The sequence below is a fragment of the Siminovitchia fordii DSM 16014 = CIP 108821 genome, assembly GCF_000374565.1.
In the GTDB taxonomy this organism is placed as follows: Bacteria; Bacillota; Bacilli; order Bacillales; family Bacillaceae_C; genus Siminovitchia; species Siminovitchia fordii.
This window is the reverse complement of sequence record NZ_KB894720.1, coordinates 1-23,662: the sequence shown is the minus strand read 5'-3', so window position 1 is coordinate 23,662 and position 23,662 is coordinate 1. Positions and strand designations below refer to the sequence as shown.

General features: G+C 38.2%; 24 protein-coding genes and 4 pseudogenes. 20 read left to right on the top strand and 8 right to left on the bottom strand.

Annotation, left to right across the window (positions count from 1 at the left end):
• A partial coding sequence (locus C509_RS0122360) for a DNA-directed RNA polymerase subunit alpha (protein ID WP_018709172.1) occupies positions 1-834 on the top strand: 834 nt, incomplete at its 5' end.
• A 38-nt stretch (positions 835-872) separates the two neighbouring features.
• A complete protein-coding gene (gene rplQ / locus C509_RS0122355; RefSeq protein ID WP_018709171.1) occupies positions 873-1,235 on the top strand; it encodes a 50S ribosomal protein L17 in 363 nt (120 codons plus the stop codon).
• A 298-nt stretch (positions 1,236-1,533) separates the two neighbouring features.
• Here the strand turns inward: rplQ and C509_RS26300 are convergent, their stop codons facing one another.
• The gene (locus tag C509_RS26300; protein WP_154654486.1) at positions 1,534-1,710 is read right to left on the bottom strand and encodes a hypothetical protein; all 177 of its coding nucleotides are present in this window, start codon (positions 1,708-1,710) and stop codon (positions 1,534-1,536) included.
• 48 nt (positions 1,711-1,758) lie between these two features.
• Here C509_RS26300 and C509_RS0122345 point away from each other — a divergent pair, with 48 nt between their 5' ends.
• The 6 genes from C509_RS0122345 (at position 1,759) to rpsI (C509_RS0122320) (ending at position 6,120) form a co-directional block, all read left to right on the top strand.
• Positions 1,759-2,598: an energy-coupling factor ABC transporter ATP-binding protein gene (locus C509_RS0122345; RefSeq protein ID WP_018709169.1), complete on the top strand. Its 840-nt coding sequence runs from the start codon at positions 1,759-1,761 to the stop codon at positions 2,596-2,598.
• Positions 2,574-3,446 carry an energy-coupling factor ABC transporter ATP-binding protein gene (locus tag C509_RS0122340; protein WP_018709168.1) on the top strand — a complete coding sequence of 291 codons (873 nt, stop codon included), beginning with the start codon at positions 2,574-2,576 and terminating at the stop codon, positions 3,444-3,446. Before C509_RS0122345 ends, C509_RS0122340 begins: the two co-directional genes overlap by 25 nt.
• Entirely contained in the window at positions 3,443-4,240 is a 798-nt protein-coding gene (locus tag C509_RS0122335) for an energy-coupling factor transporter transmembrane component T family protein (RefSeq protein WP_018709167.1), read from the top strand. The genes C509_RS0122340 and C509_RS0122335 overlap by 4 nt, the downstream gene beginning before the upstream one ends.
• 46 nt (positions 4,241-4,286) lie before the next feature.
• Positions 4,287-5,036, top strand: coding sequence for a tRNA pseudouridine(38-40) synthase TruA (gene truA / locus C509_RS0122330; protein WP_018709166.1), 750 nt, complete (start codon positions 4,287-4,289; stop codon positions 5,034-5,036).
• Positions 5,037-5,271: 235 nt separating this feature from the next.
• A complete protein-coding gene (rplM, locus tag C509_RS0122325) occupies positions 5,272-5,709 on the top strand; it encodes a 50S ribosomal protein L13 (protein WP_018709165.1) in 438 nt (145 codons plus the stop codon).
• A gap of 18 nt (positions 5,710-5,727) precedes the next feature.
• Positions 5,728-6,120 carry a 30S ribosomal protein S9 gene (gene rpsI, locus C509_RS0122320; RefSeq protein ID WP_018709164.1) on the top strand — a complete coding sequence of 131 codons (393 nt, stop codon included), beginning with the start codon at positions 5,728-5,730 and terminating at the stop codon, positions 6,118-6,120.
• Between the two features lie 114 nt (positions 6,121-6,234).
• Here the strand turns inward: rpsI (C509_RS0122320) and C509_RS24500 are convergent, their stop codons facing one another.
• The gene (locus C509_RS24500) at positions 6,235-7,410 is read right to left on the bottom strand and encodes a site-specific integrase (RefSeq protein ID WP_018709163.1); all 1,176 of its coding nucleotides are present in this window, start codon (positions 7,408-7,410) and stop codon (positions 6,235-6,237) included.
• 466 nt (positions 7,411-7,876) lie between these two features.
• On the opposite strand from C509_RS24500, the gene C509_RS0122310 reads away from it, so the two are divergent.
• Positions 7,877-8,965, top strand: a complete 1,089-nt coding sequence (locus tag C509_RS0122310) for an AAA family ATPase (RefSeq protein WP_018709162.1) — start codon at positions 7,877-7,879, stop codon at positions 8,963-8,965.
• A gap of 16 nt (positions 8,966-8,981) precedes the next feature.
• Positions 8,982-11,267, top strand: a complete 2,286-nt coding sequence (locus tag C509_RS0122305) for a S8 family peptidase (RefSeq protein ID WP_018709161.1) — start codon at positions 8,982-8,984, stop codon at positions 11,265-11,267.
• Between the two features lie 139 nt (positions 11,268-11,406).
• Here C509_RS0122305 and C509_RS27590 read toward each other — a convergent pair.
• Positions 11,407-11,499 (bottom strand): annotated as a pseudogene (locus tag C509_RS27590) (Arm DNA-binding domain-containing protein); the annotation flags it as partial.
• A 452-nt stretch (positions 11,500-11,951) separates the two neighbouring features.
• Here C509_RS27590 and C509_RS0122300 point away from each other — a divergent pair.
• From C509_RS0122300 to rpsI (C509_RS25840), 3 genes and pseudogenes are all read left to right on the top strand, one after another.
• Positions 11,952-14,462 carry a DEAD/DEAH box helicase family protein gene (locus tag C509_RS0122300; protein WP_018709160.1) on the top strand — a complete coding sequence of 837 codons (2,511 nt, stop codon included), beginning with the start codon at positions 11,952-11,954 and terminating at the stop codon, positions 14,460-14,462.
• Positions 14,463-14,662: 200 nt separating this feature from the next.
• Positions 14,663-15,457 carry an abortive infection family protein gene (locus C509_RS0122295; RefSeq protein ID WP_018709159.1) on the top strand — a complete coding sequence of 265 codons (795 nt, stop codon included), beginning with the start codon at positions 14,663-14,665 and terminating at the stop codon, positions 15,455-15,457.
• A gap of 303 nt (positions 15,458-15,760) precedes the next feature.
• A pseudogene (gene rpsI, locus C509_RS25840) lies at positions 15,761-15,826 on the top strand (30S ribosomal protein S9); the annotation flags it as partial.
• Positions 15,827-15,926: 100 nt separating this feature from the next.
• Here the strand turns inward: rpsI (C509_RS25840) and C509_RS25835 are convergent.
• A complete protein-coding gene (locus tag C509_RS25835; protein ID WP_373315377.1) occupies positions 15,927-16,193 on the bottom strand; it encodes a tyrosine-type recombinase/integrase in 267 nt (88 codons plus the stop codon).
• Between the two features lie 319 nt (positions 16,194-16,512).
• On the opposite strand from C509_RS25835, the gene C509_RS27135 reads away from it, so the two are divergent.
• The 4 genes from C509_RS27135 to C509_RS0122280 all read left to right on the top strand — a co-directional run bounded on the left by C509_RS27135 (position 16,513) and on the right by C509_RS0122280 (position 18,917).
• Positions 16,513-16,995, top strand: coding sequence for a DUF3231 family protein (locus C509_RS27135; protein WP_245542526.1), 483 nt, complete (start codon positions 16,513-16,515; stop codon positions 16,993-16,995).
• Positions 16,996-17,009: 14 nt separating this feature from the next.
• Positions 17,010-17,492, top strand: a complete 483-nt coding sequence (locus C509_RS27130; RefSeq protein ID WP_245542525.1) for a DUF3231 family protein — start codon at positions 17,010-17,012, stop codon at positions 17,490-17,492.
• Between the two features lie 8 nt (positions 17,493-17,500).
• The gene (locus C509_RS24950) at positions 17,501-17,767 is read left to right on the top strand and encodes a hypothetical protein (RefSeq protein WP_342664535.1); all 267 of its coding nucleotides are present in this window, start codon (positions 17,501-17,503) and stop codon (positions 17,765-17,767) included.
• A 505-nt stretch (positions 17,768-18,272) separates the two neighbouring features.
• Positions 18,273-18,917, top strand: a complete 645-nt coding sequence (locus C509_RS0122280) for a formylglycine-generating enzyme family protein (RefSeq protein WP_211214305.1) — start codon at positions 18,273-18,275, stop codon at positions 18,915-18,917.
• A 309-nt stretch (positions 18,918-19,226) separates the two neighbouring features.
• Here C509_RS0122280 and C509_RS0122275 read toward each other — a convergent pair whose 3' ends face one another.
• A complete protein-coding gene (locus tag C509_RS0122275; protein ID WP_018709157.1) occupies positions 19,227-19,472 on the bottom strand; it encodes a hypothetical protein in 246 nt (81 codons plus the stop codon).
• A 484-nt stretch (positions 19,473-19,956) separates the two neighbouring features.
• Between C509_RS0122275 and C509_RS24485 the strand changes: the two are divergent.
• Positions 19,957-20,277, top strand: a pseudogene (locus C509_RS24485) (NUDIX hydrolase); the annotation flags it as partial.
• A gap of 183 nt (positions 20,278-20,460) precedes the next feature.
• Here C509_RS24485 and C509_RS25830 read toward each other — a convergent pair.
• Together C509_RS25830 and C509_RS0122260 are read right to left on the bottom strand one after the other, a co-directional pair.
• The gene (locus C509_RS25830; protein ID WP_018709155.1) at positions 20,461-21,141 is read right to left on the bottom strand and encodes an LrgB family protein; all 681 of its coding nucleotides are present in this window, start codon (positions 21,139-21,141) and stop codon (positions 20,461-20,463) included.
• Positions 21,107-21,511 (bottom strand): CidA/LrgA family protein, encoded by a 405-nt coding sequence (locus C509_RS0122260; RefSeq protein ID WP_018709154.1) that lies wholly within the window; start codon positions 21,509-21,511, stop codon positions 21,107-21,109. The genes C509_RS25830 and C509_RS0122260 overlap by 35 nt, the downstream gene beginning before the upstream one ends.
• 123 nt (positions 21,512-21,634) lie before the next feature.
• On the opposite strand from C509_RS0122260, the gene cidR reads away from it, so the two are divergent.
• Positions 21,635-22,540, top strand: coding sequence for a cidABC operon transcriptional activator CidR (gene cidR / locus C509_RS0122255; protein ID WP_018709153.1), 906 nt, complete (start codon positions 21,635-21,637; stop codon positions 22,538-22,540).
• 54 nt (positions 22,541-22,594) lie between these two features.
• Here cidR and tnpA read toward each other — a convergent pair.
• Positions 22,595-22,783, bottom strand: a pseudogene (tnpA, locus tag C509_RS24475) (IS200/IS605 family transposase); the annotation flags it as partial.
• Positions 22,784-23,037: 254 nt separating this feature from the next.
• Here tnpA and C509_RS27585 point away from each other — a divergent pair.
• A complete protein-coding gene (locus tag C509_RS27585; protein WP_018709151.1) occupies positions 23,038-23,208 on the top strand; it encodes a DUF1093 domain-containing protein in 171 nt (56 codons plus the stop codon).
• Positions 23,209-23,662: the final 454 nt, after the last annotated feature.

Genomic DNA, 23,662 nt, shown 5'->3' with positions numbered 1-23,662 from the left:
AACTCCTTACGTCGTATTTTACTTTCTTCACTCCCGGGTGCGGCGATCTCTTCTATTCAAATAGAAGGTGTACAACATGAATTTTCAACTGTTGAAGGTGTAGTCGAAGATGTTACCTCTATCATCCTTAATCTTAAAAAACTAGCTTTGAAAATATATTCGGACGAAGAAAAAACATTGGAAATCGATGTGCAGGGCGAAGGTAAAGTGAAAGGTTCCGACATCATGCATGACAGTGATGTTGAGATTTTGAATCCCGATCTGCATATTGCAACACTTTCAGCCAATGCTAACTTCCGTGTCCGGATGACCGCCCAACGAGGAAGAGGTTATACACCTGCCGATCTAAACAAACGTGACGACCTTCCAATCGGCGTCATTCCTATTGATTCTATTTATACACCTGTTTCACGTGTAAACTATCAGGTGGAAAATACTCGTGTAGGTCAAATGACGAACTACGATAAACTGTCACTTGATGTTTGGACAAATGGCAGCATCAGCCCGGAAGAAGCCATTTCTTTAGGCGCAAAAATATTAACAGAGCACTTAAATATCTTTGTCGGTTTGACGGATGAGGCTCAGCATGCTGAAATCATGGTTGAAAAAGAGGAAGATCAAAAGGAAAAGGTTCTGGAAATGACGATCGAAGAGCTGGATCTTTCTGTCCGTTCCTACAACTGCCTGAAGCGTGCAGGAATCAATACTGTCCAGGAGCTGGCCAACAAAACGGAAGAAGATATGATGAAAGTGCGTAATCTTGGAAGGAAATCTTTGGAGGAGGTAAAAGGTAAGCTAGATGAGCTTGGCCTCGAACTTCGCAAAGACGACTAATCGAAAAATATACGTCACCATGAAGGAGGGAAACCTGAATGTCTTACCGTAAATTAGGACGCACGAGCTCTCAACGCAAAGCTATGCTTCGAGACTTGGCAACAGATTTAATCATCAGTGAACGTATCGAAACAACTGAGGCACGCGCGAAAGAACTTCGCTCAGTTGTTGAGAAAATGATCACACTTGGAAAACGTGGCGACCTACACGCACGCCGTCAGGCAGCGGCTTTCATTCGTAAAGAAATTGCCAATGCGGAAGAAAACCAAGATGCATTGCAAAAACTGTTTTCTGATATCGCGCCTCGTTATGCTGAACGTCAAGGCGGATACACAAGAATTATGAAATTGGGACCTCGCCGTGGAGACGGTGCCCCAATGGTCATCATCGAATTAGTTTAATTCGCGATGGAAAAGGGCAGGGCGCGCGGTCTTAGCCCTTTTTCATTAAATATTTTAGATGCGACGGACAGGAAGTCCTAGTGCAGGGGAAGCGACAGGACGTCGCCGGTTGAACCGGCCGACGGACAGGAAGTCCTAGTGCAGGGGAAGCGACAGGCGTCGCCGGTTGAGCTTGCCGACGGACAGGAAGTCCTAGGGGTGTTCTTAGTCGGCCAATGCATAGCCCCACAAAATCATTCCGCTTTCATGTGGTGGCTGCAATAGCTGCCTCCTCCGGATTCATTTACTTGGGGACTGACTAAGTCGCTTCCGCTTTTTCGATAAAGCTAAAAAGAGCGTTACGATAGGCACAAACAAATAGAAAGTGATCCTGTCTAGCTCCATGCACCTTCTCCCCCGGCTTAACCGCGTGGGTCAAGGCACCGAATGTCCGGTGCCTGGAGCAAGGTGCAGGCTTTTTTCTATTTATAGGCATTTTTTAAAAATCAACCTTACGAAGCAAAGGCACGAGGAGGAATAAGGGATGGCCGGTCCGGTGATTACCATTGAAGATGTTTCCTTCCGCTATAATGGACAGGAGGCGTATGCCTTAAAAGATGTTTCTTTTTCAGTAGATGACGGGGAATGGCTGGCAGTAGTAGGCCATAACGGATCAGGAAAGTCCACTCTTGCAAAGATTTTGAACGGGTTGCAGTTTCCCGAAAAAGGAACGGTTAAGGTTCAGAATCTTCTTTTAAGTGAAGAGGCTATTTGGGATATCCGCCGGATGGTAGGGATGGTATTCCAAAATCCCGACAACCAGTTTGTCGGAACGACAGTACAAGATGATGTGGCTTTTGGGTTGGAGAATAACGGAGTGCAGCACGATGAAATGGTGAGCCGTGTCAAAGAAGCCTTGGAACGTGTTCATATGGCTGAATTTCTTAACCAAGAGCCACACCATCTTTCCGGCGGCCAAAAGCAGAGGGTGGCGATTGCAGGTGTCATAGCGCTGCGCCCTAAAGTGATTATCCTGGACGAAGCGACTTCCATGCTGGATCCTCTTGGTCGTGAAGAAGTGCTGGAGACCGTCAGGGAGTTGAAAGAGGAGCAAGGATTGACAGTCATTTCAATCACGCATGATTTGGAAGAAGCGGCAAAGGCGGATCGAATCATTGTGATGAATAAGGGGCAGGTATATAAGGAAGGAAAGCCGGAAGATATTTTTGAATTGAAAGAAGAACTGATTACACTGGGGCTGGATATTCCTTTTCCTGTAAAAATGAGCCATTTATTACGTAATGCAGGCCTGGACTTGCCTAAAATGTACCTGACAGATGAAGAGTTGGTGAATGATCTGTGGAAATTACATTTCAAGAAGTAGAATACCGGTATTCAGCCGGGACTCCGTTTGAGCGGCTGGCCATTCAAGATGTCAATTTGACTATCAAGCAGGGCACATTTTTGGCGCTGATCGGGCATACAGGCTCTGGAAAGTCGACAATCCTTCAGCATCTGAATGCCTTGCTGCTGCCGACAAAAGGCCGAGTCATCATTGGTGACAGAACGATTGAAGGCGGGAAGAAAGAGAAAAACCTTCGAAACATCCGCCAAAAGGTCGGCATAGTCTTTCAGTTTCCGGAACATCAGCTTTTTGATGAAACGGTAGAGAAGGATATTTGTTTCGGTCCGATGAACTTTGGCGTTTCGGAAGAAGAAGCAAAACAAAGGGCCAGAAGGCTTATAAAAGAAGTCGGACTGCCGGAGGACGTTCTTCAGAAGTCCCCTTTTGACTTGTCAGGCGGCCAGATGAGAAGGGTGGCCATTGCCGGAGTGCTCGCTATGGAACCAGATGTATTGGTGTTGGATGAGCCGACCGCTGGGCTCGATCCTCGAGGACGTACAGAAATCATGGACATGTTTCAACGTCTGCACAAAAAAGACAACCTATCAACCATTCTAGTAACACACAGCATGGAAGATGCGGCAAAGTATGCGGATGAAATTGTCATTATGCATAAAGGAAAAGTACAAAAGATTGGGGAACCGGAAAGCATTTTTTCAAACCCTGCGGAGCTGTTGGAATTGGGCCTCGATGTCCCACAGGTTGTCAAATTCCAATATCAGCTGGAACAACAGATGAACTGCAAGTTTGAAAAGACTTTTCTGACGTTAGAGGAACTGACCGATGCTTTGGCCAAATTGAAAGAGCAGGACGGTGCCGGCCTATGATGGAGAAAATGATTTTCGGACGCTACATTCCAGGCGATTCCATTCTTCACCGGATGGACCCCCGTTCAAAACTGTTGTTTGTATTCGGTTTTATACTCATCGTGTTCTTAGCCAATAATGTCGTTACCTATGGTATGCTTGTAGGTTTTGTCATCATGGTGATCCTTCTTTCTAAAATGAATGTCAGATTCTTAGTGAATGGTTTAAAGCCGGTGATTTACCTGATTATCTTTACTTTCATTTTACAGCTTTTATTTAACAAAGAAGGCGAAGTCATTTTCAGTATCGGTAAGTTTCATATTTATGAGGAAGGACTTCGGATGGCCATTTTCATCTCCATACGGTTTTTCCTGCTCGTATTTGTAACAACCCTGATGACTCTGACAACGACGCCGATAACATTAACAGACGGGCTCGAAAGCTTGATGAAACCCTTAAATCGTGTCAAATTTCCAGTCCATGAGTTGGCGCTTATGATGTCTATATCTTTGCGTTTCATTCCGACCTTGATGGATGAAACCGATAAAATCATGAAAGCGCAAATGGCAAGAGGTGTCGAGTTTTCCAGCGGTCCTATCAAGGATCGGATTAAATCTATCGTACCATTGCTCATCCCTCTGTTTGTAAGCTCATTTAAAAGGGCGGAGGAATTGGCGACCGCTATGGAAGCAAGAGGCTACCGCGGAGGAGAAGGGCGGACGAAATACCGCTTGCTTGAGTGGAAAGGACGCGATACAGCTGCTGCTGCAGTATTTGTCATCTTGTCAGTGCTGCTGATTTGGCTCAGATCGTAAAGGTAAGCGAGTATGATGATTAGGATATCATGTGAGGGGAAAGAATATGCAGCGTTATAAAGCGACCGTTTCCTATGACGGATCCGGCTTTACCGGCTACCAAATCCAGCCGAAAGGGCGGACGGTCCAAGGAGAAATTGAACAAGTGCTCCGAAAACTGCATAAAGGCCAGGCTGTGGGCGTTACAGCTTCCGGGCGCACGGACAGCGGCGTCCATGCCCGCGGCCAGGTCATTCATTTTGATTCGCCACTGAAACTTTCAGGGGATCAATGGATAAAAGCTTGCAACAGTCTCTTGCCGGACGATATCTCTTTTTCAAAAGTTGAAGAAGCCGGTTCCAATTTTCATGCTCGCTTTGATGCAGTGCAAAAAAAATATAAATACTTTTTATATGGCGGTCCAATAAGAGATCCTTTCAGGCGGCATTTTGCTGCACATATTCGAGGATCCTTGGATGTGAAGTCCATGAGGAGAGCGGCTGATTGTTTGAAGGGTACTCATGATTTTTCAAGCTTCTGCTCTGCGAAAACAGAAACGGATAACAAGGTGAGGACCCTTTTTGAATTGGAGATCGAAGAACAGGGCAGGGAGTTGGTTCTGACGTTCGTCGGAGACGGATTTTTATACAATATGGTTAGAATCATCGTTGGAACATTGCTTGATGTCGGAAGCGGAAAATTGGACATTGACGCTATTCCGGACATTCTGTCTGCAAAAGACCGTACCATGGCAGGAAAGACGGCTCCAGCAGAAGGCCTGTATCTGTGGGAAGTTTTCTATGAGAACGGGAAATAAAAGCAAAACGGGGGAAAGTGCTGGATGCATGATAAAATTTGAAAACTTGGCCCAGTGTTAGATTGAAAATCCCTGACAACCATGCCTGGTGTTCAAAAATCCCTTGACTTTGCTTGTTAAAGAGGATAAAATATCCTATGGTATTATTTTTTGATTTCCACGATAAGCCCCGGAAACTTATTGTGATGAAAATAAATACGAATGAGATACTTTTTTAAATTTGGGAGGGTAACTAATGCGTACTACGTATATGGCTAAAGCCAGTGACATCAATCGTAAATGGTACGTCGTTGACGCTGAAGGCAAAACACTTGGCCGCCTCGCAACTGAAGTTGCAACACTTTTGCGCGGTAAACATAAACCGACTTATACGCCGAATGTTGATACAGGCGATCACGTCATCATCGTGAATGCAGCGAAAATCGAATTGACAGGCAACAAGCTCCAAGACAAAAAGTACTACCGCCATTCTGGATATGCAGGCGGAATCAAAGAAAGAACTGCCGCTGAAATGAAAGAAAAGCATCCAGAAAAAATGCTTGAACTTGCAATCAAAGGCATGCTTCCAAAAGGACCTTTGGGACGTCAAATGTTCAGGAAGTTGAACGTCTATGCAGGCGCTGAGCATCCACATCAAGCACAACAACCGCAAACCTACGAACTTCGCGGGTAATTAAAAAGGAGGATAACAATGGCACAAGTTCAATATTATGGTACAGGCCGTCGTAAAAGCTCCGTAGCCCGTGTACGTTTAGTACCTGGCGAAGGCCGTATCGTTGTTAATGATCGTGAAGTAGAAGACTACATTCCATTCGCAGCTTTACGCGTAGTAATCAAGCAGCCGCTTGCTGCAACTGAAACTCTAGGCAACTATGACGTATTAGTCAACGTTAAAGGCGGCGGCTATACAGGTCAAGCTGGAGCAATCCGTCACGGTATCGCCCGTGCGTTGCTTGAAGCTGATCCTGAATACCGTGCACCGCTTAAGCGTGCTGGTCTCTTAACTCGTGACCCACGTATGAAAGAACGTAAGAAGTATGGCCTTAAAGGCGCACGTAGAGCACCACAATTCTCAAAACGCTAAACCCCTTGATACCACTGGGTTTGAGCCTGTTTGGAACTCGATTCCAAGCAGGCTTTTTTAATAAAAAAAGATGGAGTGACTGGAAAGTGACTGGAATTATTTTAATTACATTCACTACCGTATCTTTTGGGGACCGTTATTCGTTGATTTTAGATATTCAATTAGCAGATGATTTAAATGCTTGTCACTCTTTTCTGTAAGATGAGTATAGGTATCCATGGTTGTTGCTAATTTTGCATGTCCCAATCTTCTCTGAATATCCTTCATTCGAGCGCCAGCTGCATATAACATTGAAGCATGTGTATGCCTAGGCCCATGAACTTTAATATTATCTACCTCAAACTTTTTACATGCTGACTCTAATAATGTATTTGGATAAGAATGTCGCATTGGTTTTAAGTCAGAAACACTTGGAAATACGAAATGCTCTATCTCCGGATTGCCAAAATCATTGCGTAACTCTTGATTTAATTCTTTTAAGTGTAATAGGACTTCAAATGTCTTTTGATCGAGGAAAATGACTCTTCTAGAATTTGGGGTTTTGGGAGTAAGCAAAGAATATTTTTGACTTTCCCAAAAAAGTGTTTTATTGATAGTGATGCTCATTTTTTCCGTGTTAATATCACTCTCAAGAAGCGCCCCTAACTCGCCTTTTCTAATACCAGTAAACAATAGCGTTCTGAATAAGGCATATTCCCTAAAGGTCAGTTCCTCCTCGCATTTTTTTAAGAAGTACCGTACTGTATCCTTTTCCCAGTGAAGTACATTCAATTCCTTATCCGGGAACTGTTGCTCATCAGGAATATTCGGATAGATGACGTCATTCATCGGATTTTTAACAATTATCTTTTTCTTAATAGCATAACGAAATAGCAGATCTAACTGATTGCCGTATTCTTTAAATGAGTTAATCTTAGACGAAAGCTGATCAATAAAATCCTGACAATATTCTGCGCTTATCTTTTGTATATATAGTTTTGAGAAATACGGTAAAATATGCTTCTTAAATTTCATAGCTTTACTGTGCATCGTAGATGGTTTCAATCGTCTTTCTTCTGATAACATCCACTCGTTATATACTTCCTCAAAGGTAATTTTATTTTCAGTTATAAAAGTTCCCCGCGAATGTTGTGTGAGAATTGCTCTTGCGGCAGCTTCTGCTTCTTTCTTTGTTTTAAACCCCCTTCGAGTTGTACTTTTATATTTTCCGGTAATGGGATCTTTCCCCAAACTAATCTGGACAAGCCAACGTATGCCAGATTTAGATTGATACTTTTTGTATGATGCCAATATTACAAAACTCCTTTATAAATAATTAAAAGACGAGACGTATTTTATCAGCGGATTAATATAGTTTTGCTGATTACTTCTGTCATTTTGTGTAGATAAACCGGAGAATTTACCAAAGCAACTTTAAACTTTTTTTAAGCATAAAAGGTAGAGAGCGTTGGTTAGGGATTTATTTCCGTTTATCGATTCCTATACTAATACTAAATTTAAGTTAACTCAATCCATTAAAGATAGAGGCTGCTGTTGCTAGCAATAAAATATGAGTTATAAATTATTTGAGTCCTATCTCGAGAATATAAGGCTCACTTTTTTATTCAAAAATTAAGTTTTTTATTGTTAAAATATACACTTAAGTGTATTATAATTATTGAATAGGTAATATTATAATACACCATTAATAAATTGTGTTGTAGTTAAAGTGTTTTGTTGTGTATTATTTAAATAGTAAATTGAGGTGTATGATACGATGAGTTTAGAAAAATTGTTGCCAACCCTTATCAGAGCATCGTTAGATGAGGATTATAGAACTGTAAGGTCTATTGCCATGAGGTTAATTAGACGAATTAAGGATACTCATCCCGGAATTGCAGATGAGATAGCTGAGGCACTTTCGCAACATGGAGTTGGTGCTAGTACAAAAAGATCAATAGGGATGGGGGATTCACCTGTTGATACTGAGACACTTTTCTCTCTAGCAACAATTGATGAACCGATAGAAATTGCACGACCGATTTTTACGAATAAGGTTAATGAGCTAATTGATACATTTATCCAAGAGAGAAAGGAATCAAAGAAACTTATGAGTGTGGGATTGAATCCACCTAGTTCTTTATTATTATATGGGCCTCCTGGTGTTGGAAAAACGGAACTTGCAAAATATATTTCAGGGGTTTTTGACCTCAGCCTAATTGTTCTTGACCTTTCTAGTACAATTTCGAGTTATCTCGGAAAAACCGGGCAAAACATGAAAAAAGTTTTAGATTATGCAAAATCAAGACCCTCAATCTTACTTTTGGATGAGTTCGATGCCGTAGCTAAAAGAAGAGATGACATGTCTGATTTAGGAGAATTAAAAAGAATAGTAAATGTGCTATTAAAGGAACTAGAGAATTGGCCTAGCCACACCATTTTAATTGCAGCAACTAATCATCCTAGCCTATTAGATGACGCAATTTGGAGGAGATTTGATAGGGCAATTGAAATTAGATTGCCTGAAGAGGAGGAAAGAATCCAAATTCTGTTGAACGAACTAACTAATATTGAAATGAATAAAGATTTAGTCAATATAATTCAATTAATAGGTGGGATGGCTGAAGGATTGTCAGGTGCTGATATTTGCAAGTTAGTGGAAAGAGCTAAAAGGAAGTCTATTCTTTCTGAAATAAGTCTTGAAAATGCTTTACTTAGGGAATTACCCGATTTTATAAAAGGAGATATTGTTGAATTTAACAAGAAGTTTTGTAAATTAGCAAAGGAAAACTTAGATGTTTCTATAAGGACTTTAGCTAGTTGGTTAGGAAAAAGTCCTTCAACTATACAGTATTATCTAAAATAAAAAGGAGGAAATTTAGATGGATGATAAATTTAGACCTATTTTAGGTAGAGGAGAGAACTATATTTTTCCAGATCAAAATAGACCGGGTGCCCCTATTACTGACAGAAGACCATCTTATGAAGAGGCAAGGAACAAACTACTCAGTCAGATTTATACGGTGAAAGGCAAAGTTAAAGAAATTCCACCTGAAAATAGATTAGATGAAGTAATATTTAACATGAAAATGGCTCTGGGTTATACCGCGAAATCATATCATCCCAATAATTTAATAAAGCAGTCGGGAGTAAAAGACGTTGGTTCAAAAAAATGGCAGGAGAAAGAAGTGAACAATGGAAAAGAGAAAATAAGGCAGGGGAAGAGTATATTCCTAAGAATGTCAGAGGATGAACTAGTGTATTTAGAGCATCTACTTAATCAAAAGTCTTCTGAATTACCTAAAGGTTTTATTGATGACATTAGAATAGTGGAGGAATTTTATATTGGGGATAACAATTATCTTCTAAATATTTTTAATAAAGACTGGGATGGTGGGCGTGTTGAATTTGTTTTACATCCGTTTGGTAACTTGGAAGATGTAGCGGAAGAAAGATTTATGGATCTGTTTAATAAATATGGGGGAAATCCTAATAAGGTTAAGATTCGCAGTTATTCACCTGGCCCAACATTCATCAGTGCATATGTGGAACGGGAAACATTAGAGCACTTAGTAAATTTTAATCCAATTCGAACTGTACATCCAATGGTTTTTAGAGGAGTTCCAGAAATTAGAGGATCTCTAACTAACCTATCTTTGCCAAAACCTCCGCCTGAAAAAACAAAATCATCTGTTTTAGTGGGAGTGTTTGATGGGGGACTCAAAGAAAATTCTCCGTATTTTAAAGATTTCTCTAAAGAAAATTATCCTATTGAAACAGAAGAAATCCCAGATTTTATCCAACACGGAACGGGAGTGGTAGGTACAATCCTCTATGGTGATCTAAAGGAATACGGGAAAGAAGATACGCTTGAAACCCCATTTGTAAATGTGGAGAGCTTCCGTGTCCTTCCTCCATCTGATCCCAATGATGTAGACTTATATGAAGTTATAGATGTTATTGAAGAGGTTGTACCCAAAAGAACGGATATAAAAATATATAATTTATCTATAGGTCCATATGGACCTATTGAAGATGATTATATTTCAAGATTCACGTATGTAATCGACAGTCTATCACAAAATGGAGAAAGGTTATTTACAGTAGCTGTAGGAAATGATGGGGATTTGGAAGACGATGATAGTAGAAGGATTCAATCTCCCTCGGATACTGTAAATGGTCTAGGTATTGGAGCTTATACATTTGATCTAGAACAAAAAATAATTAGAGCGCCATATAGTAGTACCGGAGAGGGGAGAGAAGGAGCTAAGGTAAAGCCTGACATAGTAGAATTTGGTGGTTGCGAAAGAAACCCTTTTCATTTGGTGGGTATAGATGGAAGTTCGCGTTTTTTTGCTAGTGGTACTAGCTTTGCTGCACCGTTGGTGGCTAGAAAAGCGGCGGAGTTGATGGGAAGATGTAATTTGGTTGATCCATTGGTTGCTAAAGCATTAATTATAAATAGTTCAATTCATCCTAACATGCAATTTGATAGGTATTTAGGTTATGGTGCAACTCCAAATAAGGTAGAAGATATATTAGGGTGCGATAGTAATAGAGTTACAGTTTTATATAAACAAAGGATATTACCTAAAAAATATGCTCGGTTAGAAATCCCGATAGTAAAGGATCTTGATTATAATGGAAAGGTAAATATCTATTGGACTATTGCTTTTGCCGCAAAACCTAATCCTCTAAATACGGAAGATTACACAACAAGCGGGATTGAGGAATACTTTTATCCAAATGCAAACCAGTATAAGTTTACATCTCCTGATAGAAAGCATAATTACAAAAGGAATCTAATCACTCAGGAAGATGAGGTAAAGGAATTATTGAATCAAAATTGGAAACAAAGCCGGTTTCCTATTACAAAGTCAGGCACAAGATATCTGAATGAACAAGAAAGAAGAGCTGAATTTAAATGGGATACAATTGTGAAAAAAGGTGTTTCTGTACAATATAAAAATCTAGATTCTCCATTCTTGGTATTACATGCTATGGATAGAAATATTGAAGAACACCTTTCTGACTTTTTTAATTATGCTGTAGTTGTTACTGTAGAGTACGAGAAATATCAAGGTGACGCATATCAAAGCACAATTTCACAGTATAATAAATTAGAAATGGCCCAAGTGAAAAATAGAAATGAACTATTTGTAAAATAAAGATAAAGTTAGATTTAAGAACTTCCTTCCTAGCTCATTGCCTTAATGTGTGATGGGCTTTTTTTATATGAATTTGTGCATGAGATTCAAAATTTCCCGCAATGTGTAGGTTTATTCGTTAAGTTTGATTATACATTTTTTAAAGGCTATAAAGAAAACATATAAACTTAGAATGTCTTATAAGTATTTCTCTTGCAGCAGCTTCTGCTTCTTTCTTTGTTTTGAATCCTCTTCAAGTAGTACTTTTATACTTACCAGTCATGGGATCTTTACCCAAGCTAATTTGAACCAGCCAGCGTAAGCCTGATTTTTTTATATGATGCCAATAATACAAAACTCCTTTTTAAATTGATAGTTAGCCGTGAAGTATTGTACAAAACTTTTTAAAGAAAATACATTGATATATATCTAAATAGGATAATCAAAAATAACAGAGCTCTTGAGTAAAAGAGCCTGTGAGAAATATAACAATAAGGCTAATAAATATTTTGATTTTTGATGAGGGGATTTGTAATAATTTTCTAACAATCGATCTATATATTTGAATCGGTCTTTTTGGGTTAACAAGTAGAATAGTTTAGTTATAGTTAATATTTACACATTATAGGAAAAGTAGAGGGAATTTTTATATATTTGTGATAAAATCGGCCTATATATAACTGAAACTAAGAGGAAGTGGATGATATGGTTGATTTTAAAAAACTAAAGTCAAAAAAATCAAAACCGAAGTCGATAGATCCTACAGAGATATTTAGAAGATTACCAAAACCCGAGGGGGTTAATGACTTATATACTAGTCAAACTGAGATTCTTCAAAAATGGTTTGAACGTAGAAATGAAAAGGATATAGTACTGAAATTACATACGGGAGGCGGCAAGACTCTTGTTGGATTACTTATGGCACAATCTACTCAAAACGAGACTGGTGAACCAGTTCTCTATTTAGCTCCGACAACACAACTTGTTCAGCAAACACTTGAAAAGGCGGATGAATTAGGTATCCATGCTGTACCGTATGTAACAGGTAAACCACTTGATGAAGACTTTGTTAATGGGAAAGCTATTATGGTCGGGACGTATAAGGCACTGTTTAATGGAAAAAGTAGATTTGGTCTTCGAGGTGAGGTAAATCCTCAGAATGTAGCGGCAGTTATTCTTGACGATGCACATGCAGCTTTTTCTGTAGTTCGTGATTCTTTTACTCTTAAAGTGAAATCTAAGGATAACCCTTCCCGTTATCTAGAACTAGTTGACTTATTTCGAAAATCATTTAGGGATATTGATAAACTAGGGACATTAGAAGATATAGTGTCAGGTTCAGACTATTCAATTCTGGAAGTACCCTACTGGGCTTGGCATGAACAATTAGATGCGGTTAGGGAGCAATTAAAATCTGATTCGGTTAAGTATGGATTAGTTTGGCCGTTACTGAGGGATCAACTTCATCTCTGCCACGCACTTGTAAGTAAAGAAGCTTTTACAATTACACCCATTCTTCCCTTATTAAATGTATTTCCCACATTCTATGATGCACCTAGAAGAATTTATATGTCAGCAACTATTGCAGATGATAGTGAAATTATCCGAACTTTTGATGCAAATCCTGATTCTGTTAAAAAGGCTCTTCAATCTCGTTCCTTGGCAGGTATTAGTGAAAGAATGATCCTTATTCCTGAATTAATGTCATTTGAATACGAAAAGGAACATGGTGAAAGAATAATTAAATGGGCCACGGATAAATTAGACGTGGGGTCGGTTGTTCTGGTTCCATCTGATAAAGCGACAGAAGCTTGGTCGGAAGTGGCCACTGTGGCAAAGGGGTCAAAAGAAGTCGAAAGTTTGGTTACTAAATTGCAAAAAGAAGAGATTAGAGGCCCTGTTGTCTTTGCCAATCGCTATGATGGAATGGATTTGCCTGGAGACTCCTGTCGAATCCTTCTTATGAATGGCTTACCATCAGGAACATCAGATTATGAGCTTTTTAGAGCAAGTGCGCTATACGGAGGGACGACTATCACTCGTATGTTAGCTCAAAGGATTGAGCAAGGAATAGGTAGGGGTGCTCGTGGAGCAGGGGATCATTGTGTAATTCTATTAGTGGGAAGAGATATTTCATCTTGGGTAGCAAAGGATGCGAACTTTCGTTTCCTTACTAGTGCAACCAGAGCTCAATTAGATATGGGAATTGAAGTAAGTAAGGAAATAGGAAGTCTTAAAGATTTAGCACAAACTATTCAAAGAAGTATAGATCGAGATAAAGACTGGATTGAATACCACGCTGAAACTCTAGCTGAATTGGTCGATGAAGATGAGTATAATGATTTCCACTTTACTCAGGCAAAAGCGGAAAGGAAAGCAATAAATCTTTGGAGTGATGGTTATCATGAACAAGCAATTGCTAAACTTGAACAAGTGGTAAAAAATAATGAACAAGCTCTTGATATACAAATGCGTGGATGGTTTCAACAATTAGCAGCTCGTATAGCAGAGAGATGGGGGAACGCAGATAGAGCTTTAGACCTACAACGTCAAGCGTTTGCCAACAACAGAAACTTAATTAGACCAAGAATTCTTCCACCATATCGTCCCTTATCTATACCAAGCTCACAGGCAAGAGCAATTGCTCAGAAAATAGGAGGCTATCGACTCCGACAGGGGTTTTTACAATCATTCGAGGAAGTTGTAGCAAATTTGCATGAAGATGCTACAGCTAATCGATTTGAACAAGCTCTTTGCGATTTGGCTGCTATGATTGGACTCAGCTCTGAACGTCACGATTTAGACGGTGAAGGTCCTGATGTACTTTGGCTACTACCAGAAAGAGTTGGATTTGTTATTGAAGCAAAGAGTAGGAAAAAAGAAAAAAATGCATTGACAAAGGAACAGCATGGGCAACTCTTGGTAGCGGCAGAGTGGTTTGCAAGTGAATATCCGGAATACGATTGCGTAAGAGTTAGTGTGCATCCTAAGAATAAGGCTACTCGCGCTGCTGTAGCAGGGGCGTCACATGCACTCACATATGAGAAGCTAATGTCTTTGGTTTCAGATGCACGTTTACTATTATCTTCACTTAGCGAATCACAATTAGATATTGAAATGCTAGAAGTGGAATGTAATCGTTTATTAGAAAGTTCGACTCTACGTTCAGACCGCATTGCAAAAAACTATTTGGTACCTTTTGAAATTTGCGTGTAAAATTTTGTTTCGCCTTTTCAACATTCGACATGTGGCTTTAATAGGCAAAAAGTGAAATCAGTAAGCGGCGTAAGAGAGGAGCAAGATTCAGCCCCCGTTTTACTTAGGCTGGGTTGTTAAGAAAAGTTACAATTCAAATGCTGCCATTATTACGTAATGGCGGTACTTAAATAGCGCATCATTTAAGAAGGGTGGTTCATTTGAATAATACACATGTTAACCTATTAGAGGCAAGCAAAAATTCAAATTTAGATGATTTTATAAGTGATTGTGAGAAGGCGGAATACTTGCAAAGGTTATTAATTAATATGAGCACTAACGATGGCCCGGTTAATGACGACCATTATATTGAACTTAGAAGTTATTTCATGAAAAATGGTCAAACTAAACAGTTGTTACCCCGCTATGTAATAAATAATAGAGACCTTTCCCAGTTTTGGCAGTTTATAAAGTATAAGTTCCCAACATATGCTGAAAGAAGACAATTTATATGGGATGACTTTAATAAACTGCTAGAATATCTTGAAGATCAGGAGAAACTACCCTTAATTGAATCAATTGGTGAGAACTTACAAATATTTAATTCTGAACATGTTATTAATTACTGGAACACAGCTGTAGAGAGAATAGAAAATGATCCTGAAGGTGCTATAACTTTATCCAGAACACTTGTAGAAGGCGTTCTGAAATATATATTGGATGAAAGAAATATAAATTACAGCAAAAGTGCTAATTTACATGACATATATAAATTGGTAGCTAATGAACTAAATTTATCTCCTGAACAACATAACCAAAAACTTTTTAAACAAATTTTAGGTGGATGCTCATCAATTGTTAATGGACTAGGAAATTTAAGAAATATACATGGTGATGCTCACGGAAAAGGGAAAGTACAATACTATAAACCTTCTGCTCGCCATGCAGAGCTAGCAGTTAATTTAGCTGGTTCTATGTCTCTATTTCTAATACAAACTTATCTTGATGAAAGATAAAGAGGATATTACAGAGGAGGGGGCTTGAACAGAATAATGTAACTACAGGAAAAACTAAAACATCAAGAGGATTCTCTGCACATTTTTAATATATTATTTGTTTTGGTATTCACTAAGGGTGAAAAATTTGAAGGTGACATTTAATATAAATTAGTGAATGTAATTCTAGCTCATTGAATGTAATCTGAATGTAAATTTAATATAAACACAGATAAATTGGTAGACCGATATTTTGTTAAATGCCCTTAAACTTTGATTTTTAGGCATTTTAGGGCTTTTTGTGTAATATGTTAAACACCCTGCCTCAAAGAACGTAAGAAGTACGGTCTTAAAGGCGCACGTCGTGCACCACAGTTCTCAAAACGTTAATATTGGCTTCATGCCAATGTTTACAACCTCTTCCCGAGAGAATCGGGAAGGGGTTTTTTAATGCTGAGATTGGACTTACTACCCCTTGATTACCCTTTACTTAAAAGTCGAGAAAATCATTGATCGTTTCTGCTGGAGTTTCATTCAAGTTATCTGTAACGTGCGTATAGGCATTCATAGTTGTTTGGATATCTTTATGTCCTAACCGTTCCTGTGCAGCCTTTATGGATACTCCAGCTTCACATAAGTAAGAGGCGTGTATATGTCGAAACCCGTGTACGGTGATTCTAGGCAGATTAGGATGTTTTGTTTTTTGAAAAAACTGGCAAGTGAATAATTTTGCACCCTTACTTTCCGGTTTATTCAAATAAATCAGGGATTTTTAGATGAACAAGGGTTCAATTTTTCTAGAAATAGCTCTTAAGTCTATTAGTGTAATTATGTAATTTTATAATATGAAGGTTGGTATAAAAAGCAAATAACCAATGGCTTTAAAATAAAGTTTGATTATTTTAAAAAGAGTTCGATAATTAATAACAGAGTTTGAACAATTACGTTGATAGGCTAGAATGTGCCAATCAAGAAACGGGCCAGATTGCGAATTAAAAGACGATCCTTTGGGAGAGGGCATAAATGTCGATGTAAGGGTAAAAATACGTTTAAAATACGTATTTGGAGGCTATATATTGACTAATCAACCCAAAATGAGTTCCACTGAACTTGGTTCACTATGGTTGACATACAATAAAAAAACACTGATTTTGCGAATGGTGGAGTATTTCATTGAGAAAGCCGATGATAAAGAAGCCAAAAATCTTATGTCAGGCTTGTGGGAACAACTTCATCCAAAGGTTATCGAAATGAAATCTATGTTTGAAAACGAAGGGGCAGCATGTCCGGAAGGCTTCACTAAAGAGGATGTCAATCTAGAAGCACCGAAGTTATGGGGAAATGGCTTTGATATTATGTTTAGCAGGGTTCTAAAGGAAATTAGTACGGGGTTGTATGCACTTCATTTAACAATATCTTATAGAGAAGACATCGTTAACTTTTATAAGCAACTAACTGAAATAACTGAGACTTATTATAATCTGTTTACGCAATATCTTCTTAAAAAGTCGCTACTACCGCGTCCGAATTACGTCAACATAAGTCAATTGGTTTCATAACTGATAAACAATACATGAAGGGCACTAACATTTTGGGGCATAAGCGACCATTAAATACTATTGAGTACGGCGTACTATATCGAGCGTTTGAATCTAGTATTACGGGGATGCAATTACTGAAAGGTTTTGCACAATGTGCCAAGGATAAGGAAGTGCAAAAATATTTTACAAAAGGCATGGAACTTTCAAAAGAAATTTTAAAAGAAGATGGGGATATTCTTCTGCAAAATAATATTCAACCCCCTGCTACACCAGGAGGAACAGTTACCAATTCAACTATAGCTCCATTTTCGGATAGACTCATGATGTTTTGTAATTATCTTTTGGGCGTTATGAATCTGGGAGGTCAGGGTTTTAGTGGTGCCTTGTTGTGGCGTAATGACTTGATACCAAAAACAGTGATACAGGCAAAAGATGTATTTGATTACACACGAGAAGGTGTTATTCTCATGATGTCTAAGGGATGGCTTGAGGAACCGCCAAAAGTGGATCTTTGATCCTGTTTTTGCCCTATGGAAAAATTGCTTTGGTGCACAGCCCTTCCTGTTTTGGTCAGCTGCTTAATGGTAAAATATTTAAGGGTTGCTTATTTTTTAGATTTTTAATCAATATTCAATCAAATTTTAATAAGATTATTTTACTAAGTTTTCATGGACAGATTGAAGAAGCCTTTCAACAAGCCCAGTACCAATGGCTCATGTTTTACCCTTGTTTATACTTTTTTGCAATGTGGGATGCTTATAAAGACGCAGGAGATGAGCAACAGCCATAATTACCTTCGGTCTCTGTGCAATACCCCTTCAAGGGGGCAGCGCAATTTTGAGTTATCACGAAAAAATAACCAACCCAAATGCTGGCTAGGCGTTTTATATTCTCCCCTTAAGGTAGACAGATAAAAAAATAAAAATCTGGCTACTAATAAAAGGGGAGTTTTTTGATGTATAAAAAGGCATTCGCTGTGGAGAATAAAGCTACAAATTACAGAGTTAAAAAGTTTTTTAATTTACAATAAAGTCGTTTAAAAAAATGTGAGTCATTCTATTCAATAAAAGGGACATTTATTGGAATCAAGCTTCCAAACTAAATTAGATATTTATGTTAATATGGGTGTGAGATTGTGAAGGCATGCACTTAAATTAACTGTCAGTTATCTGCAAAAAAACGACGTAATTTTCTATCGATTTTAATGGTTCGAAATGTAGTTAAATTTGTGAAATTGAGATCGTTAGGAGGAAGATAGAGTGTCAAATGAAATAAAAAGTTACATTGACTATCCAATGGTAAAAATTCCAGGGGGAGAAATAGAATTAAGAGACGATAGAATAAAAAGTAAATGGAAAGCTGAAATAAGACCGTTTCTTCTTGCACAGTATCCTGTAACTATGAGTCTATACTATGCTATTACAAATAAATCATCTAATTCTTTTGACGGAGATATAAAACCAGTTGTGAATATTTCTTGGAATGATGCAATTTCTTTTTGTAATCTACTTTCACAGAAATCTGGATTGAAAGAGTGTTATTCTATAAGTAATGATGGGGAAAACATTATTTGTGATTGGGAATCAGATGGCTATCGACTTCCTTCAGAGGCAGAGTGGCAATATGCATGTAAAGCAGGGACTGTTGGTTATAGATATGGAGATCTTGATAAGATTGCCTGGTATAATGAAAATTCGGAAGGCAAAATCCATGAAGTAGGAAGAAAGGAACCGAATGCATGGGGTCTGTATGATATGTTAGGAAATGTTTGGGAGTGGTGTTGGGATTTATATGATGAACAAGTGTACGGCTCCTACCGAATTTTTCGAGGAGGTAGCTGGGCTGAAGAGGCCAGGGGTTGTGGGGCTTCGTGTCGTCGTCGTAGTCATCCCTCATTTTGCATAGATGATCTTGGATTCCGTCTTGCTCGGTCTTTCTAACTTTTACAAACAAGCCAGCTATCGAGGTTTTACAGATCAACTAATAGGTACGATAGCTGAAAATCATAATCCCCCCAACACTCTCATTATAGATCATCCATTAAAGGACGCTGCTGTTGAATAAAACTTAGATTTTTAAACGACTTTATTGTTATATTTTTTAGTGTAGTTAAGTATCATACATCAAAAATTAAACAACTATATTTTTAACCCCGTCCTAAATTTAGAACGGGGTTATGCTTGTTTGGCTTTTTAAATTAAATAACTCTATTGTTTTTTCATTTTTTACCAGTAATGTGGTTTTGTTTTTTATTTTCGATTTTGAATTGCTGTCTCGGCTAACTTTAAACATTGTCTACACAAATCAAGTGCTTGGCGAAGTTCGTCATTTCTTTTGTCAAAGAGCTCATAAACTTGCCGGTTCTCATGTTCGATTCGATAGGCTGCTACATAACCATCTGCAAATAATTCGAGAGCTCTGTCTATATCATGATTTACCATGCTTTTTATTTGGTCTACGGTAAACATATCAAATTCTTTATACTTGTAATTCATTTTACTTTTGAATCCTTTCGTTGTTTCATTTTTGTTATTCTGCTACGGACAAGTTCTTCGGTATGAGTTAAAAACTCTGGCTCGTGCATTTCAGTTGTTGGAATATGCTCCTTAGCTTCATGAAACCTTGCAATATCTCAATCAAAATTTGTGTATTCCTGTCCGTGTTATTCGTTCCTGGAACCGCCGTATACGGAACCGTACGTACGGTGGTGTGAGAGGGATAAATGGAGGTTAATCGCCTCCCCCTATCTCAATTGAGAACTAATTAGGCGGAAGATCGTCCTGTTACATATATGCCCATTCAAGAGTTTCTCTTTTAGAAATTGTAGATGCAGCTATTCAACAAAGGAAAAGACTAGTTGAAAGGCTGCAAAATCAAGACTTACCATTAAAGAGTAATTTCATACTCTTGAGTCCTGTGTAAAAGGTGAGAATGAGCATGATTTACATCATATCAAGCAATTGAAAGGCACATAAACAAATGAGTCAATGGATTGGAGCTGCAGGAGTATGTGTAAATGAGCATGACGAATTATTAATGGTATTACTGGGAAAGCCTGAAGAGATCAAAACATGGTCCGTTCCTTCTGGAGGTCTTGAGAGCGGAGAAACGATAGAAGAATGTTGTATTAGAGAGGTATATGAGGAAACAGGCTATCAAACTGAAATCATTGAAAAACTTTATGTGAAAAATACCGTAATCGACAATTTCGATGTACAAGTTCACTATTTTTTACTACGCATAATCGGAGGAGAAGCAACCATCCAAGATCCCGACCAACTAATACACCAAATTGCATGGATCCCTAAAGAACTCATTTAGAATTAACTTATCGTGAGGATATTCACATGGTGTCAGGCACCACTCGTGGACATTCCGACTACTTTCCTTCTGAGGTGGACAGTTTTATGTTTGCTAGTAGTTTATAGTGAACGATAGACGGTGATAATTTATTCATAAAGAAAGAGAAGCGGTTGTGCTCCTCTAGTGTAGGAAATGTGTATAGATCCATGGGGAAAAACAAAAGGATATGATGGCTGTTAAGACCATACAAACGCTTGAGACGGCGCCAGCTGCATGACTTATCTCTAGAGCCTTTGACGTTCCGGCTCCGTGAGAGCTTGTGCCTAACAATACACCTCTTGCAATCTCGCTTTTGAAGCGGAACAGGCGAATGATCCACGGTCCAATTATCATTCCGATAATTCCTGTCATTATGACAAATACAGCAGTAATTGTTGGAACACCACCAATTTTTGAGGAAATTCCCATGGCAATCGGTGTTGTAATTGAATACGGAATAATGCTTGAAATTAATGATTTATTTAAATGGACAAGCCATGAAATACTAAAGGCAGCAATGATTGACATCATTGAGCCCAAGAAGACACTAAATAAGATCTCGCTTAAATATTTTTTTAAAATGGGGAAAAAACGATACAATGGAATGGCTAGTGCCACTGTAGCTGGCTGCAATAGTTTTGTTAGCCATTTTGCCCCATCATTATAAGAAGCATAACTTACATGAAATACGGTTAATACGATAATAATTAAACAAGGTGCAATTAGCAATGGAGAAAAATATACCTTTTTTGTTTTTTGGTATCCCCACTTAGCCCCCCAATACAAACTAATGGTTAGAATGAAGTACAATAGTATCAGCATTTTTTGATTGCTTCTCCTTCCGTTTTGCCATCTTTTCTGCTAATAATCCTGAGCAAACCATGACAATCGTTGAGCTAATAAATATGACAGCAATAATTTTTAGCCCATTGTCTAGCAGTAAATGCTTATACTGGATAATGCCAACAGCTGAAGGAATAAAAAAGAGAAGTAGTTCGGCAACCAGCCAATTTCCTCCAATTTCAATCCATTTCAGTTTAACAATTTTCATTTGTAATAAAATAAATAAGAGGACTAATCCTAGAATACTTCCTGGAATTTTTAGGTGCAGGAAGGTAGCGATTTCGCCCATGATATAAGTAAAGATACAAAGTATCAAAATTTGAATCATTCCGATTAATAGTTTCTTCATTTGTGTCACCTCGTAGACTGAGAAATCCTTTCTCCTATTAAAGTGTACAGCGAGATAATGTATAGGTAAAATGAATATATAGAATGATTGCTATTCGAAAAAGTTATAAGAGGTGCGAACTGGATGGACATTCAACATTTAAAGTATTTTGTTGCTGTTGCAACCGAAGGCAATTTCACTAAAGCGGCCCAAAAGCTGTATGTATCACAGCCAACCATTAGTAAAATGGTGAAAAGTATAGAAGATGAGCTCGGGGTTATTCTTTTTGATCGAACAGGAAAACAAGCAAAGCTTACAGATGCTGGTGAGATTATCCTCGTTCAGGCTCAAAATATTATCAAGTCATTTGAAAATCTATCATTAGAGCTAGATGATTTAATGTCATTAAAAACAGGAAGTATTCAAATAGGCTTGCCGCCAATGGTAGGGGCTCGTTTTTTTCCAAAGATCATTCAGGAGTTTCATAAAGAATACCCTAACATAACCGTTCAACTCGTTGAAGATGGTGCTAAAAAGGTAGAACGAGACGTTGGAAATGGAACATTAGATTTAGGAGTCGTTGTTTTGCCGACAAATGAGGAGCAATTCCATACGTTTTCATTTGTCAATGAAAGGTTAATGCTTCTTACGCATCCAACCCATCCTCTTAGCAAAAAAGAATCAGCTACATTGCTGGATTTGAAGCAAGAGTCATTCATTTTATTTAGAAAAGATTTTGCTTTACATGAGCGGATTATTACAGAATGTGTACGTGTTGGCTATCATCCACATGTTATTAATGAAAGCTCACAATGGGATTTTATAAGTGAAATGGTAGCAGCTAATCTTGGAATTGCATTGCTTCCAGAAACGATTTGTAGACAAGTGGATAGAAATCAAATAGCGGTTATACCGCTATTTGAACCAATTATTCCTTGGCATTTAGGAATTATTTGGCGAAAGGATCGATATCTTTCCTACGCGGCAAGAGAGTGGATTCGATTTACTCAAATGTTTATGGAAGTCTCATTTAGGAATAGTATAAAGTAATAACTTATTTTATAGTTAGGGACCGTCAATAATTTTGTGTAAATGAGTTTCCAGTATATGATCTTTACATGCCGTAGCTTCAATAATTTCTACGCCTTTTCTTTCACATAATTGCCGTAATATTTGTCCTATATCTTGTTTTAGTTTCCCATAAATAATCTGCCTTCTATATTTGGGTGCAAAAACTATGTGATACTTACAATTCCATTTCGTATGTGCTAAACTGTTTACGTCGGAAGACATAAGAAGCCCCTCCTTGTTACATAATTTGGTTGGCGAACCAAAATTTATTGTAACACCAGGAGTGGGCTTTTTTAATACCTCGCTATAAGCTATCCGGAACCATACGCCTAGCGTATGGTTTTCATTTACACAAAAAAATAATCCACCCTTGAGTTCGTGGCTCAGGTGGATTATTTCTGTCTGCTGCTAGCCCCCTTGTGGGAACCAAGCTATTGTTATGACTGAAGGTGTTGGAGCACCTTCAGTCGTTTTTAATGTATTCACTTCTAATTACAGTATACCTTTTTTTTATTGTTTTTAATCGGTTTAAGTTTGAAATGATGGCTAGTTATTTTTATAAGCAAACAGCATTTAACGAAAAAGGGGAAGCAGTAGAAGTAGAATTTTCTGCACAAAAGGAATTACGTCAAGGAGCCTTTTTTTAAAACTCTATGTAAAAAAGGGAATGAAGTTACTTCATATGACGAAGTGAAGTGGGAGGCTATTCCAAACGAGTCACAAACAAAATTAAAAAAAGTAAGTGCTTAATTACAAAAGTGATTAGTTCTCGAAGCGTTAAAAACATTGATATATCGATGTAGAGAAGGTGATAGAGGCTGGGACAAAACCCAGTAAAAAAAAGAGTGGCATCCACCAACATAAGTTGGTGCAGATGCCACTTTTTATTTGTTTTAGAAAGTAAAAAAGGATACCTTCTGATAAAATTAAAGTCACCACAACAATAAATTAATCGGAGGTATCCTTATGTTTAAACATTATAACATGAATCAGATCGTTTTGCCGTTGGACTTGGAAATAAAACTTCAGGAGAATGATATTGCCTATGCCGTCAACGATGTGGTGGAAAGAATTCCGGACGAAGCTTTCGCCGGTTTTCTG

Coding starts and splice junctions, on each gene's coding strand:
- C509_RS0122280 (WP_211214305.1), top strand. CDS start 18,273: ATGGTAAAAATTCCAGGGGGAGAAATAGAATTAAGAGACGATAGAATA.
- C509_RS26300 (WP_154654486.1), bottom strand. CDS start 1,710: ATGCCTATAAATAGAAAAAAGCCTGCACCTTGCTCCAGGCACCGGACA.
- rplM (WP_018709165.1), top strand. CDS start 5,272: ATGCGTACTACGTATATGGCTAAAGCCAGTGACATCAATCGTAAATGG.
- C509_RS27585 (WP_018709151.1), top strand. CDS start 23,038: ATGTATTCACTTCTAATTACAGTATACCTTTTTTTTATTGTTTTTAAT.
- cidR (WP_018709153.1), top strand. CDS start 21,635: ATGGACATTCAACATTTAAAGTATTTTGTTGCTGTTGCAACCGAAGGC.
- C509_RS0122305 (WP_018709161.1), top strand. CDS start 8,982: ATGGATGATAAATTTAGACCTATTTTAGGTAGAGGAGAGAACTATATT.
- rplQ (WP_018709171.1), top strand. CDS start 873: ATGTCTTACCGTAAATTAGGACGCACGAGCTCTCAACGCAAAGCTATG.
- C509_RS27130 (WP_245542525.1), top strand. CDS start 17,010: ATGAAGGGCACTAACATTTTGGGGCATAAGCGACCATTAAATACTATT.
- C509_RS25830 (WP_018709155.1), bottom strand. CDS start 21,141: ATGCTGATACTATTGTACTTCATTCTAACCATTAGTTTGTATTGGGGG.
- C509_RS0122335 (WP_018709167.1), top strand. CDS start 3,443: ATGATGGAGAAAATGATTTTCGGACGCTACATTCCAGGCGATTCCATT.
- C509_RS0122310 (WP_018709162.1), top strand. CDS start 7,877: ATGAGTTTAGAAAAATTGTTGCCAACCCTTATCAGAGCATCGTTAGAT.
- C509_RS0122300 (WP_018709160.1), top strand. CDS start 11,952: ATGGTTGATTTTAAAAAACTAAAGTCAAAAAAATCAAAACCGAAGTCG.
- C509_RS0122260 (WP_018709154.1), bottom strand. CDS start 21,511: ATGAAGAAACTATTAATCGGAATGATTCAAATTTTGATACTTTGTATC.
- truA (WP_018709166.1), top strand. CDS start 4,287: ATGCAGCGTTATAAAGCGACCGTTTCCTATGACGGATCCGGCTTTACC.
- rpsI (WP_018709164.1), top strand. CDS start 5,728: ATGGCACAAGTTCAATATTATGGTACAGGCCGTCGTAAAAGCTCCGTA.
- C509_RS0122275 (WP_018709157.1), bottom strand. CDS start 19,472: ATGAATTACAAGTATAAAGAATTTGATATGTTTACCGTAGACCAAATA.
- C509_RS0122345 (WP_018709169.1), top strand. CDS start 1,759: ATGGCCGGTCCGGTGATTACCATTGAAGATGTTTCCTTCCGCTATAAT.